Source organism: Pseudonocardia hispaniensis, assembly GCF_042658695.1.
Taxonomy (GTDB): Bacteria; Actinomycetota; Actinomycetes; order Mycobacteriales; family Pseudonocardiaceae; genus Pseudonocardia; species Pseudonocardia hispaniensis.
Map to the genome: position 1 here is coordinate 27,020 of NZ_JBHSQW010000035.1, position 12,930 is coordinate 39,949.

The 12,930-nt window shown below is 71.0% G+C and carries 12 protein-coding genes and 1 pseudogene; 2 read left to right on the forward strand and 11 right to left on the reverse strand.

The window, feature by feature from the left end; genetic code table 11:
- From ACFQE5_RS17125 to ACFQE5_RS17140, 4 genes and pseudogenes are all read right to left on the reverse strand, one after another.
- Positions 1 to 415: pseudogene (locus tag ACFQE5_RS17125) on the reverse strand (hypothetical protein); the annotation flags it as partial.
- A 113-nt stretch (positions 416 to 528) separates the two neighbouring features.
- On the reverse strand, positions 529 to 1,584 hold the full coding sequence (locus tag ACFQE5_RS17130; protein ID WP_379586335.1) for a helix-turn-helix domain-containing protein: 1,056 nt from the start codon (positions 1,582 to 1,584) through the stop codon (positions 529 to 531).
- Positions 1,585 to 1,647: 63 nt separating this feature from the next.
- Complete coding sequence (locus ACFQE5_RS17135; protein ID WP_379586337.1) at positions 1,648 to 2,610, reverse strand: alpha/beta hydrolase; 963 nt, start codon at positions 2,608 to 2,610, stop codon at positions 1,648 to 1,650.
- A gap of 9 nt (positions 2,611 to 2,619) precedes the next feature.
- Positions 2,620 to 3,486: a class I SAM-dependent methyltransferase gene (locus ACFQE5_RS17140; RefSeq protein ID WP_379586338.1), complete on the reverse strand. Its 867-nt coding sequence runs from the start codon at positions 3,484 to 3,486 to the stop codon at positions 2,620 to 2,622.
- A gap of 93 nt (positions 3,487 to 3,579) precedes the next feature.
- Here ACFQE5_RS17140 and ACFQE5_RS17145 point away from each other — a divergent pair, with 93 nt between their 5' ends.
- Positions 3,580 to 4,335 (forward strand): ABC transporter permease, encoded by a 756-nt coding sequence (locus ACFQE5_RS17145; protein WP_379586339.1) that lies wholly within the window; start codon positions 3,580 to 3,582, stop codon positions 4,333 to 4,335.
- A 16-nt stretch (positions 4,336 to 4,351) separates the two neighbouring features.
- Here ACFQE5_RS17145 and ACFQE5_RS17150 read toward each other — a convergent pair whose 3' ends face one another.
- Genes ACFQE5_RS17150 through ACFQE5_RS17165 form a run of 4 tightly spaced genes read right to left on the reverse strand, consistent with a single transcriptional unit; the run spans position 4,352 to position 8,116 of the window.
- Complete coding sequence (locus tag ACFQE5_RS17150; RefSeq protein WP_379586341.1) at positions 4,352 to 5,149, reverse strand: SDR family NAD(P)-dependent oxidoreductase; 798 nt, start codon at positions 5,147 to 5,149, stop codon at positions 4,352 to 4,354.
- 15 nt (positions 5,150 to 5,164) lie between these two features.
- Positions 5,165 to 5,965 (reverse strand): SDR family NAD(P)-dependent oxidoreductase, encoded by an 801-nt coding sequence (locus ACFQE5_RS17155; protein ID WP_379586343.1) that lies wholly within the window; start codon positions 5,963 to 5,965, stop codon positions 5,165 to 5,167.
- A 58-nt stretch (positions 5,966 to 6,023) separates the two neighbouring features.
- Complete coding sequence (locus ACFQE5_RS17160; protein ID WP_379586345.1) at positions 6,024 to 6,923, reverse strand: alpha/beta hydrolase; 900 nt, start codon at positions 6,921 to 6,923, stop codon at positions 6,024 to 6,026.
- A gap of 47 nt (positions 6,924 to 6,970) precedes the next feature.
- Complete coding sequence (locus ACFQE5_RS17165) at positions 6,971 to 8,116, reverse strand: helix-turn-helix domain-containing protein (protein WP_379586346.1); 1,146 nt, start codon at positions 8,114 to 8,116, stop codon at positions 6,971 to 6,973.
- Positions 8,117 to 8,288: 172 nt separating this feature from the next.
- Here ACFQE5_RS17165 and arfA point away from each other — a divergent pair, with 172 nt between their 5' ends.
- Positions 8,289 to 9,767 carry an arabinosylfuranosidase ArfA gene (gene arfA, locus ACFQE5_RS17170; RefSeq protein ID WP_379586347.1) on the forward strand — a complete coding sequence of 493 codons (1,479 nt, stop codon included), beginning with the start codon at positions 8,289 to 8,291 and terminating at the stop codon, positions 9,765 to 9,767.
- A gap of 87 nt (positions 9,768 to 9,854) precedes the next feature.
- On the opposite strand, the gene ACFQE5_RS17175 is transcribed toward arfA, so the two are convergent.
- The 3 genes from ACFQE5_RS17175 to ACFQE5_RS17185 all read right to left on the reverse strand — a co-directional run bounded on the left by ACFQE5_RS17175 (position 9,855) and on the right by ACFQE5_RS17185 (position 12,439).
- Positions 9,855 to 11,048 (reverse strand): serine hydrolase domain-containing protein, encoded by a 1,194-nt coding sequence (locus ACFQE5_RS17175; RefSeq protein WP_379586349.1) that lies wholly within the window; start codon positions 11,046 to 11,048, stop codon positions 9,855 to 9,857.
- 318 nt (positions 11,049 to 11,366) lie between these two features.
- Complete coding sequence (locus ACFQE5_RS17180; RefSeq protein ID WP_379586351.1) at positions 11,367 to 11,783, reverse strand: YeeE/YedE thiosulfate transporter family protein; 417 nt, start codon at positions 11,781 to 11,783, stop codon at positions 11,367 to 11,369.
- Positions 11,783 to 12,439 (reverse strand): YeeE/YedE thiosulfate transporter family protein, encoded by a 657-nt coding sequence (locus tag ACFQE5_RS17185; protein WP_379586352.1) that lies wholly within the window; start codon positions 12,437 to 12,439, stop codon positions 11,783 to 11,785. The genes ACFQE5_RS17180 and ACFQE5_RS17185 overlap by 1 nt, the downstream gene beginning before the upstream one ends.
- Positions 12,440 to 12,930 lie beyond the last annotated feature (491 nt).

The window sequence follows — 12,930 nt, forward strand, 5'->3', positions numbered from 1 at the left end:
ACTGCAGGGTCTCGATCCCGAAATGCTCGCGCAGCAGCCGCTCCTGGGCCACCACGTCGTCGCCGATGCGCACCCGCGGGAACCGCGACATCGCGATCTCGGCGTTGGCGCCCTCGGCGTTGTGCGGGCTGGTGGACAGCCCGCTGCCGATCTGGTCGATCACCACGATGAAGTACCGGGTCGGGTCGAGCGCGTGGTCCGGTCCGATGTAGACGTCACGCCAGATCTGATGGGTGCCCGAGTACCAGGTGGGGACCAGGATGGCGTTGTCGCGGGCCGCGTTGAGGGTGCCGAAGGTCGCCACCGCGAGCCGGCAGTCCGGGATCGAGCCGCCCTCCTCCAGATCGAGCCGGCCGATGCTGATCAGTTCGTAGTCGCCGTGGAACTCGGGGGTGTAGTACGGATTGTCGATCATCGGTGATCCTCGTCTCGACGGGTGGCTGATCCGGCCATTGTCGCGGCCACACCCCGGGGCCGGAACCGACGATCATGCGCGACTCGCGGGGCGGTATCCGCCAGATGGCGGATTCAGCGGACCGGGGCGGGCAGGTCGAGAACGCGGGAGTGGCGCAGCCGCCAGACGAGGTAGGCGACACCGAGGCGGGTGCGACCCCACCCGTCGAACGGGTGGAAGCCCAGGATCTCCTCGATCGAGTCGAGCCGAGCCTGCATGGTGCTGTGGTGCACCCCGCTCAGCCGGGCGGCCTGCCGCACGGACCCGGCCCGGACCAGGGCATCGAGCGTGGCCGCACCCCAGGAATGAGCGATGATCCGGTCGAGGAGATCGACGTCGGGCTGATGCCCATCCGCGGGGGCGTCCGCCAGGATCGCGATGAGCCCACCGTACTGGTCGGCGTCGACCGAGCACACCTCGGGCGGGGCGCACAGCCGCAGGGCGACCAGGGCGGTGCGGAACGAGCGATGCAGGTGCTCGGGCCGGGTGGGCACGCCCGTTCCGGAGGGGCGCGCGTCCACGGCCTCGTGGTCGTTCGCGAGGACCAGCGCGTGGATGGGACCGAACGGCGTCGGGACGACATCCTCGGGCCCGGCGGGATGGTGCCGCCAGGTCGCGAAGAGCGGCGCGGCGACGACCCGGTAGCTGCGCTTGGCCGACAGCCCGAGCCGGGCGGCGGCGTCGTGGCGATCCTCCACCGAGACGGACGCGTCCAGGAGTGTGCCCAGATCGCGGCGGTTGTCCAGATCCCGCCGGCCCCGTCCGTGACGCAGCCGGATCGCCAGGGCGAGCCGCTCCAGGATGATCGCGTCATTGGCGTGGGCCGAGCCGGTCCGCTCCAGCCACACGGTGAGCCCGTCACCGGATTCGACGCCGTGGGCGGGCGGCGCGCCCGGGATCGGGCGCAGCTCCCCCTTCGGGCACAGCTCCCCCTTCGGCGTGACCCGGACCGTCCGCGCGGGACGCTCCTGGTGGAAGCCCGCAGTGCAGCCGGCGAGGGCGGCGGCCGCGCTGAGCAGCGCGCGGGTGTTCACATTCCCGACGATCAGTTCGTCGAAGCAGGCGATCACCCGCAGCCCCAGACTCGCCTCCGGGTCGAGCGCGGCGAGACGTCCCAGCAGATCCTGCACCTCGCCGCACCTCCCGTGGCCGATCGCCGCAGCCTACTGCGGCGCCGGGCCCGGTTCGTCGGTTCAGTCGGCGAGGATCCGCTCCACCCAGGCGTTCCGGGTGCGGATCATTCCCCGGGCCAGACCCGTGTGCGGCGCGAAGATGTCGAACGCGTGGAACCCGCCGGGCCACACGTGCAGTTCGGCGTCGACCCCGGCGTTCCACAGCGCGGCGGCGTAGCCGATCGCCTCGTCGCGGAAGATCTCGGCCGAACCCACGTCGATGAACGCGGGCGGCAGACCGCGCAGATCGGTCGCCCGCGCCGGCGCGGCGTACTCGGAGACGCCCTGCCCGCCGCGGGCCGCGCCGAGCAGGGCGGTCCACGCGGTTTCGTTGCTGATCCGGTCCCACACCCCGACGCCGTCGAACTGGTGCGTCGACGGGGTCAGCCCGCGGTCGTCGAGCATGGGGTAGTCGAGGAGCTGGCCGCACAGCGCGGGTCCGCCCCGGTCCCTGGCCGCCAGTGCCAGCCCCGCCGCGAGTCCACCGCCGCAGCTCGCGCCCGCCACCATGAGACGGTCGAGCCGGATGCCGAGGCGCCGTGCGTTCGCGGCGACCCATTCCAGCGCGGCGTACATGTCCTCGCGCGGGTACGGGTCAGCGAACTCGGGGGCGAGTCGGTACTCGACCGTGACGAGGACGGCGCCGAGCCGCTCCACCCAGCTCAGAATCAGGTCGAGCCCGCTGAACCGGTCGCCGAACATGAGCCCGCCCGAATGCGCGTAAACGACGCCCGGCCGGGGGCCGTCCGCGCCCGTCGGCCGCAGGACGGAAACCACGACCGGGTCACCGCCGTGCCCGGTGATCACCTCGTCCCGATGGTCGATCGCACGGCCGCGCAGCGTCTCCTCGATCGGCGGCGAGGCATAGGACCGGCGCATGAAGGCGATCAGGTCGGGGGTGATGGTCGGCGGGAACACCCCACCCACGACGGCGAGCCCGGCCTTGAGCTCGGGGTCGAACTTGGGCCGCGGGGCAGTTGTCATGCGGTATTGCTACCGGTTCCCGTTCCCGGGGACGCGACCGCGGACGGTCCAGGCCCTGGCCTCGAGCGCGATGCCACCGTCGGCACGCTGCGGCAGCATCCCCCGCAACCGTTCCCGCAGGGCGGCGCGGTGCTCCTCGGGCAGCGCGGCGCAGTAGCCCGGCGCCGGGCCCTGGGCGCCGAGGAACGGGTCCCACAGGTCGTCGAAATCGGCGAACACCGTGGGAACCGTGACCGCCCCGACGGCCACGTCGACCAGCCCCGCCCCGACGAGCAGCGCCCGCAGCGGCTCCGGGCGGCAGATCGGGAAGCGGCGGCCCTCGTCGAGCTCGGCCGCGGCCGGATCCAGCGCGGTCGCCGCGTCCCAGAACGATCGGATCAGCCGCATCCCCTCGGCATAGTCCCAAACGTAGCCGCCGATCAACCCACCCGGCCGGGCGACCCGGCGCATCTCGGCGAGCGCCTCGTCGGGTTGTGGCACGAAGTTGAGCAGCAGCGCCGAGACGACCCGGTCGAACTCGCCGTCACCGGCCGGGATCGCCGTGGCGCTCCCCACCGTTGTCGTGAAGCGGGGATCCGCGGCGGCCTGCCGGGCGGCGGCCAGATAGGGCTCGGAGCGGTCCACCCCGAGCACCCTCGTCGGGTTCTGCGTCGTCAGGATCGCGTGCGCCAACGCGCCGGTCCCGCAGCCGACGTCGCACCACGCCGCCGGGGGTCCGTCCGGCAGCCCGTGCAGGAACCGCGCCGCGACCGACCGGCTCCACCGCCCGATGTAGCGTTCGTAGGCATCCTCGCTGTCCCAGGCGTCGGTCACCTGCTGGCACTCCCCTCCCTCGACGCCCCGGCCGCACGAACCCTTGACATCCTGCACACGCACGACCAGCGGAACGGCATCGTGCCCTGAAGCGCCGGGGCGGGCGCGACTGCGTTCCGGAACCTACGGCAGCCTTGCCGAACCAGGGAGGTGTATATGGGTGAGTCCGGTGTGGTCGTCGGGTGGCAGCTGGGGGTCGCGGTTGTCGCGCTGGTCGCGCTGGCGGCGCTGACCGGTGGTCTCGGCGGTCTGCGCACCTCGACCGCGTCCGCTGTGGCAGCCGTCCGCGCGGTGGTCCAGCTCGCCGTCGTCTCCACCCTCATCCTCGCCGTCGTGCGCTCGTGGTGGGCGACCGGACTGTTCGTGCTCATCATGTTCGGGGTGGCCACCTGGACCGCCGCGCGCCGGATCACCCCGAGCCGCAGCGGCCTGCACGCCGGGCTCGCCATCCTCACCGGGGCCGTCCCCGTGATCGCGATCATCCTCGCCACCGGCGCCGTCCCGCTCGTCGGCATCGCGGTCGTTCCCATCGCGGGGATCGTGATCGGCGGAGCCATGACCGCGACCTCCCTCGCCGGGCGCCGGGCACTCGACGAACTCCACCACCGGCGCGGAGAGTACGAGGCCGCGCTCTCGCTCGGCCTCGCCCAGCGCGACGCCTCCCTTCTGCTGATCCGCCCCTCGGCGCGCGACGCCCTCGTCCCCGCCCTCGACCAGACTCGCACGGTCGGGCTCGTCACCCTGCCCGGCGCGTTCGTGGGAGTCCTGATGGGCGGCGGCGGCCCACTCCAGGCCGGCGCCGCCCAGGTGCTGGTCCTCGTCGGCCTCCTCGCCGCCGAGACCCTCGCGGTCCTCGTCACCGTCGAGCTCATCGCCCACGCGCGAATCCACCGGCGCGACGATCACGGCTGATCGGCCCGTGGGCGGGTCAGACCGAGTAGCGGCAGAGCGTCTCCCCGCCGTCGATCTTGATCAGGTCGCCGTGGATATAGCTCGACTCGTCGGCGGCGAGGAACACCGCCAGGTTCGCGATGTCGTCGACCTCACCCCAGCGCTTGAGCGGGATCGACTCGGTGAACGCCTGGTCGAAATCCTTGTCGTCGAACAACTCTCGGGTCAACGAGGTCTTCGCGTAGGTCGGGCAGATGCCGTTGACGCGAATTCCGTCCTTCCCGTACTCGATGGCCAGGCAGCGGGTGAGGTTGGCCTGGGCGCCCTTCGAGATGTTGTAGACCGACTGGTTGGGGTGGCCCTGCAGACCGGCCGTCGAGACGAGGTTGATGATGACACCACCCGCGCCCTGCGCGAGCAGTTGCCGGATCGCGGATCGCGCACCGAAGAACGTGCCCTTGACGTTGACCTCATAGCAGACGTCGAGGTCGGCCTCGGTGAACTCGTGCAGCCGCTTCCCGGCTCGGTACACGCCGGCATTGTTGACCATGACGTCGAGGCGGCCGAAGACGCGAACCGCCTCGGCGATGAGATGGTCGACCTGGTCGGCATTCGTCACGTCGCAGCCGACGTACACCGCCCGGCCGCCGGCCTTCTCGATCACCTCCACCGTGGTGAGCGCGGCATCGTCCTCGAAGCCGCCGGTGTTGGGCTTCTCGTGCACGTCGCTGACGACGACCTTCGCCCCTTCGGCCGCACACGCCTTCGCGATCCCGCGGCCGAAGCCGGAGCTCGCACCGGTGACGACGACGACCTTGTCCTGCAAACGAGCCATGGGTGACCTCCAGGGTCAGGGGGCGGTGAAGCCGCCGTCGATGGTGAGCAGCGATCCGGTGGCCCAGCGGGCGTCGCTCGTGGACAGGAACACGGCCGCCTTCGCGACGTCCTCGGCGGTGCCCAGCTCCGGCCACGGCGACTTGGCGTGCAGGACCTTGTTGAGTTCGGGGTCGTCGAGAAACGGCCGCACCATCGCGGTGGCGAGGAAACCGGGGCAGATCGCGTTGATGTTGATCCGCTCGGGCGCGAAGTCGACGGCCAGCTGGCGGGTCAGGTTGACCACCGCGCCCTTGGCGGCGCAGTAGGCGGGTTCGGCGGCGAGCCCGACGAGCCCGCCGATGGAGGCGATGTTCACGATCCGGCCGCGCGACCCGTCGACCGGCTCCTGCGTGAGCATCTGCCGGATCGCGAACTTGCAGCCCAGCCACACGCTCTTGGCGTTGACCGCCATCGTGCGGTCGTACTCGTCCTCGGTCTCGTCGACGATGGTGTGCAGGCCGGTGAAGATCCCGGCGTTGTTCACCATCACGTCGAGCCGGCCGAAACCGTCGACCGTGGAATTGATCAGGCTCTCCATCGCGGGGTAGCTCGCCGCGTCGGCCTCGATGTACTCGGCCTTGCCGCCGTTGGCCCGGATGGCGTCGTCGGTGGGTGTCTGGATGTCGCCTTCGTAGCCGCCTTCGCGGGCCTCGCGACGGATGTCGGAGCAGACGACGGTGGCGCCCTCCGCCGCGAGGGCGAGCGCGATGGCCCGGCCGTTGCCCGAACTGGAGCCGGTGACGACGGCGACCGTGTCCTGCAGCTTGTTCGACATGAGGCGTTTCCTTCTCGGTCTTCTCGACCGGGTGTGGACGGTGTGGGACCTCGTCGGATCAGGGCGCGAGGTGCTCGACGAACCAGTCGCGGGCCGGGCCGCTGGAGGCCTCGAATCCCCTGACGTACGCGTCGAAATGGCCGCCGGGCAGGATCTGCAGCTTCTTGGGCTGCCGGGCCTGCTCGTATGCGGCGATGGTCAGGTGCGTGGGAGTGAGCACGTCGTTCTGCGCCGGCATCAGCAGCAGCGGGGTCGGGCTGATGTAGGGCAGGTAGCTGGCCGGCTCGTACTCGGTGAACATCTCCACGCTGCGCAACGTGACCTCGTTGCGCCACGACGGCGCGCGGAGCTTATGCGTCTCGGTGAACCACCGGTACGAGTCCGGTGTCGGGAGCGCCGACGGCGCGAGCGGGTCCTCGTCCACCACCGGCACCATCGCGGGCGGGTCGCCCTGGAAGCGAGCCAGCCGGTCGGCGTCGAACTGGCTGCGGAAGCCGTCGATGAAGTCGGCGCGCACCAGCGCCCGGAAGTTGCCCTGCCCGCTCACCAGCGGCACCTGACTGACGACCGCCTTGACGCGGCGGTCGATCGCGGCGACCACGAGCACGTGGCCGCCGGAGTAGCTGCTGCCCCAGATCCCGATCCGGTCGGCGTCCACCTCGGGAAGCGTGGTGGCGTAGGTGATCGCGTGGCGGTAGTCGCGGACCTGCGCCCAGGGGTCGATCTCCTGGCGCGGGCTCCCGTCGCTGGCGCCGAAGTTGCGGTTGTCGAACACCAGCGCGTTCAGGCCCGCCGCCGCGAACGACTCGGCGTACGTGTCGAGGTACATCTCCTTGACGGCGGAGAACCCGTGCGCCATCACCACCGTCGGCGCGGCACCGCTCGCGCCGTCGGCGGTGTAGAACCAGCCCCGCAGGGTGACGCCCTCGGCGTCGAACTCGATGTCGCGGCGAGTCATGTCGATCTCTCCTTCCGGTCGGGTCGCGGACTCGGGACAGGACCGACTCACCCCCGAGCCACTGTGATGCGAGTCTCGTCACCGACGGTCTCGGCGGCTTGAACGGTCGCGACACGTCCATGGACCGGCACGCCACCGGCGGCACGCACGGCACCGCGATAGTCGGTCGGTGAGCTGCCGTAGTGGGCCTTGAAGCTGCGGCTGAAGTGACTGCTGTCGGAGAATCCCCAGCGGTGAGCGATCGCCGCGATGGGCCGGTCGGACTCGGCCAGCTCCTTGCGAGCGCGGGCGAGCCTGCGCACCCGGACGACCTCGCCCACCGTCTGCCCGGTCGCGTTGAAGATCCGGTTCACGGTGCGGATCGAGACGCCGTGAGCGGCCGCGACGGCCGTCGGCGAGAGGGAGTCGTCGAGCAGGTGCCGGTCGATCCAGCGCTCCATCGCCGCGCGCAGGGCGGGCCGGGCCGCACCGGCCGTGGTGACGTCACCCTCGGCTCGCACCGCACCGATGAACAGTTCCAGCGTCGCGTTGCGGGCCGCGGCCACGGCCGCCGGGCTGAGCCCGGACAACGCCTCGCTCAGCGTGTCGAGGTACGTGGTGAGCAGACGAGTCGCCGGTAACCGGCCGTCGAGCATGACCCCGGCGCTGAACCACGCGCGGCCGCTCAGTTCGTCCAGGGCCGCGTGGGGGATCAACAGGCTCCGCTTCGACAGCCGCTCCCAGACGCGGAACCGGGCCGGCACGGTGCTGTCCCACACCACGGCGTCGCCGGGCTGGAGGTCGGCTTCGGCCGCCGCCTGGCTCACCGTCTCGCGACCGCCCCGGGTGATCAGCACGACGACGAACTCACCGTCGGTGCCGGAGATCTGGCGACGCTGCCGGGTACCGGAACAGGGTCCGCATTCGCAGTCGACCAGGGCGAGGTCGTCGATCCACAGGCGGCGAATCCACGCCTCGAAGGGCCGGCCGTCGTCCGGCTCGGGTATCTGCACCGCCCACGGCAGGTGCGTCGCCGAGAGCATCTGCTGCCACTGATCGGTCAGGTCCCCGGCCTGGCCGTCGGTCGTCCAGAACTCGCCGTCCCGCACCGCCACCTCCCGTTCGACTCCGCCGTCGAACAGCGCCGCATGTCCGCGGTTGCGCTCGACCGTCCCGGTACGACCGTGGGCGCGCGGTCCCGGCGCACGGTGCACCGTCGCTCCGGACGCTGCCCGTGATGGTCCGGTCGCTCCTAGAACTCCCGCGCCAGACACGTGCACACCCACGCCATTACACGTAAAGGCCGGTCACCACCGCCACCTGAGCGGCGCATGTGCCCCCTGGCGACGCTTGCGCCGCTCAAGCGCCACGGGTAGGAGCCTGACCGTGCGCACCGCTCGCCTGTCGTTCAACCCCGCCTTTCCGCTCGCCCCGGTCCGGAAGCGGTTGTTCGGTGGGTTCGTCGAGCATATGGGCCGCTGCGTCTACGGCGGCATCTACGATCCTGCCCACCCGAGCGCCGACGCCGACGGCTTCCGCGCCGACGTGCTCGCCCTCGTGCGCGAGCTGGGGGTCACCCTCGTGCGCTACCCGGGCGGCAACTTCGTCTCCGGCTACCGCTGGGAGGACGGGATCGGCCCGCGGACGAGCCGACCGGCACGGCTGGATCCGGCATGGCACAGCGTCGAAACCAACGAGATCGGCCTCGACGAGTTCATCCGCTGGGCCCGGCGAGCCGGGGTGGAGCCGATGCTCACGCTCAACCTCGGCACTCGCGGCGTGCAGGACGCTCTCGACCTCCTGGAATACGCCAACCATCGCCGCGGCACGCGGCTGTCCGACCTGCGGGCGGCACACGGAGCGCCGGAGCCGCACGGAGTCCGCATGTGGTGCCTGGGCAACGAGATGGACGGGTCGTGGCAGATCGGGCACAAGACCGCCGAGGAGTACGGCCGGCTCGCCGCCGAGACGGCCCGCGCCATGCGGATGATCGACCCCGGGCTGGAACTGGTGGCCTGCGGCAGCTCACACGGCCGGATGCCGACGTTCGGCCAGTGGGAGTCCACGGTCCTCGATCTCGCGTTCGAGCAGATCGACCACATCGCAGCCCACGCCTACTTCGCCCCGGCGGGCGATCTGGGCAGCTTCCTGGCATCGGCCACCGACATGGACCGCATGATCTCGTCGGTGGTCGCCACCGCGGACGCCGTCGCGGCCCGGCGCCGCGGTCGTCGCCAGATCACCGTCGCCGTCGACGAATGGAACGTCTGGCACCGGCCGTCCGAACCGCCCGAGGAATGGACCCGGGCACCGCGGATCAGCGAGGACACCTTCACCGTTGCCGACGCCGTGGTCGTCGGCGACCTGCTGATCACGTTGTTGAACCACGCCGACCGGGTCGCGGTGGCCTGCCAGGCCCAGCTGGTGAACGTGCTCGCGCCGATCCGGACCGAACCCGACCGGCCGGCGTGGCGGCAGACGATCTTCCACCCGTTCGCCCTCACCGCCCGGTTGGCCCGAGGGACGGTGCTGCGCACCGAGCTCGACGTCCCGGAGTACGACACCGCACGCTACGGCCGCGTTCCGCTCCTGGCCGCCGCGGCGACGCATCGCGGTGACGGGGAGGTGGTCGTGTTCGTGGTCAACCGGCACCAGCAGGAGCCGATCGAGCTGACCGTCGATGCCTCCGCCGTGCCGGGGCACGCCATCGCCGAGCACCTCGCGGTGACCGATCCGGACCCGACGGCCGCCAATACCTGGCAGGCCCCCGAACGGGTCCGCCCACACACGCGTCCGGTGCCGCGGGGCAGGGCCGTGGAGTTGTCGCCCATCTCGTGGAACGTGCTGCGGCTCCGGCAGTCCTGATCCGTCCGGCGCTCGGGTCCGGCGGCGGGCAGCGAGCTTCCCGACGAACGGTGCCCGCGCGGTCGGGTTCGGCCCTCGGGGAGGACGTCAGCCGTACAGTGTGCCGATCACGGACTTGGCCAGCTCGACGGCGGGCCCATTGCCGTCGACCGACGGTGCGGGCGTCGCCCAGGCCACGATGGTGATCTTGCGATCGGGGTCGTAGCCCATGAAGGAGTTGTAGCCCGGTAGCTCCCCGGAATGCCCGTACAGGTGCCCGAACCGGGCGAGCGCGAGTCCGTAGCCTGCGCTGGCCGGGTCGCCCGGACTGATCGCTTGGACGCTGGCGAGGCGCTGCTTCTGCAGGTCCGGGGTCAGCAGCCCGCCGCCGCCGAGCGCCTCGACCCAGCGAGCAAGATCCTCGGCCGTCGAGATTCCAGCGCCCGCGGTCCACCCCCAGGACGGGTTGACGTCGGTGACGTCCATCGGCACGATCTCACCGGTCTTCGCCGCGGCCTGCACGTCGGGGGGCAGTACGAGGCTGTCGATCGTCCCGACGTTGGTGCCGTACGTGTAGCCGCGGGGGTGCGGGTCGGGGATCGCCGTCGAGGACAGGTCCGGCATCACCGTGTTGTTCATGCCCAGCGGAGCGAACAGACGGTTCCGGAACTCCTCCGCGACCGGATGGCCGGTCAACTGCTCGATGATCAGGCCGAGCAGCACCGTGTTGGTGTTGGAGTAGAAGAACTTCTCGCCCGGCGTCGCGACCGGCGGCATCGCGAACGCCTTCGCCAGCAACTCCTCGGGTTTCCACACCTTGGTGGGGTAGATGTCCATCTGGTTGTTGAGGTCGAAGTCCACGGTGTAGTTCGCCAGCCCGCTGCGCATGTCCAGCAGCTGGGCAATGGTGATGTTCTGCCCGTTCGGGACGTCGGGCCGGTACTTCGACACCGGGTCGTCGAGCGCGAGCCGGCCCTCCCCGACGAGCTGGAGGATCACCGTTCCTGTCCAGGTCTTGGTATTACTACCCACCCTGACGTGGTCGCCGACCTGAACCGGGTCGTTCCCCCGGTAGGTTCGGGTGCCGGTCTGCCATGTCCAGTCGCCGAGTTCTGGTGAGCGCACGAGCACGACGGCCCCGGTGAGGAGCCGGTCCTTGGCGATCTGTTCCAGCTTCGGCTGCAGACCTGCCGCGTAGGACGGCGCCTGCGACGGGGCGTTCGCCGACGTACCGGGCGCGGTACACGCGGCGGCGACCGCCAGCACGCCGACCGCGAGGATCGACACCACGACCCGGGCCACGCGTCGACTCCGGCGGTTGGGTGTCAACGTCCAGGTCGCCATCCTGCCCCCATGAGGTGATCGACCGGCGCGTGAGCCCAGCGGTCGAGGGTCGCCGACGAGCCACCGCCACGGCGCGCTCATGGTGGTCGCGGCGGCGGACTCGGCGGCAGTGATCCCGTCCACGACGCTACTGCCTTGGTCAACCGGCTGCGCGTGCCCGACCGGCCCATCCCGCCGGTCGGGTGGACATGACACCGGCGCCCACGATGCCGGGTTCGTAGGCGCCAGCGGCAGGCAGCCGCGCCTCAGCGGCACAACTGCGCGACGGAATCGTCGTTACAACCCGCAGGAGCCCCGGTCGAGGTGGAAGTACTTGCCATTGGCCCAGCGGCAGAGCCGGATCCCGACGACGACACCGGCGATCGTGACGAGCGCGGGCAGGTAACCGCTGGCGACCTGGATGATGGGGATCGCGGGGCAACCGCCCGAGATCGCCCAGCCCACGCCGAACAGGATCGCACCGGGAACGACGCCCGCGTGGATGCGCCCCGGTGCGCGGCGAACCTGGAGAATCGCGTAGACCACCACGAGGATCGCTACCGCGCCCGCAAAGGCGAGGAGCATGCGGAGATCCTGGAACGTGAACATGCGGTTCAGCTCGGCGTAGTCGCCGAACCCGATGTTGGTGACCGTGAACCCGAGCCCCAGCCCGGCGATCACGGTGGCAACGAGCAGCCCACCTCGTGAACGCATCAGATCACCTTCCACAGCAGGAACGACATCACGACGGCGGCGCCGAAGAAGACGGCGGTGGCAAGGAGACTGACCGGCTGCAGCCGCCCGCAGCCACTGAGCCCGTGCCCGGAGCTGCACCCTCCGGCGAGGCGGGTGCCGAAGCCGACGAGCACGCCTCCGATGAACAACGTGACGATCATCGTCACCGGGTTGCCGGTGACGATCTCGCGGAAACCGTCACCCATGTCGAAGCGAAGCTCGAACCGGCCCGCGGTGGCGGCCGCGATCCAGCCGCCGACGAATATCGACAGCAGCAGGACGGCCTGGGTGAACAGCGGGGCCGGGCGTAGGCGCGTGACCGGAGCCGTCTCGCGTGTGGTCGGCGCGGGGGCCGGACCGGGTGCCGGAGCACCCCCGCTCCCGGCGCCCGGTCCGGTGGGGCCTGCGGGGCCGGTTCCGAAGTGCTCGGCGGTGGCCGCGGCGAGCGCCTCGGCGAGCGCGCGATCGTCGGAGAACTGCTCGTCCATCCGTTCGATACGGCGTTCGGCCCGCCAGTGCAGTACACGATCCCACGCCGAGGAGACCCCGAGGAACCGGTCGGTGGTCAGGGTGTAGTTGATGGCGACCAGCGCGAGGCCGATCGCGCCTGCCCACCAGGGCCAGTAGTTGCTCATGCGGGGCCTCTCAACCAGTTGACGAATCGGGTCCACCAGCGGCGTCTCGAACCTCGCGGCCGCTGCGCGGGGCCCCTCGATCGAGCCGGTGGAACCCCTGGGGGCGGGGGAACCTGTGCGGGCCGGGGCGCTCGTTCCGGTGCGGGTGCCGGTTCGAACGGAGACGGCGGCACCGCGGTCGGCGGCGGCCCGGAACCGGGCTGAGCCGGCGGCGCGTGCCCGAGGTCTGCGACGCCGGGCTGGTCGGCGTCGGGAGCGCGGCGCAGGTGCAGCGCGTCATGCCCATTGGGGAGCAGCGAGATCGGCACGAGCTGGCCGGTGAGCGACAGCTTGAATCGCGCGCAGGTGCGCCAGTTGTCCTCACTGTCGCAGTAGTAGTCGCGCCAGCCACGCAGGCTTGCGTTGAGGAGTGGGAAAAGAGGACATGCCTCGAGGTGTGTGCAGCCCACGACGCTCCGATCTGACCGGTGCCTACCACTGTGTCGACGGCA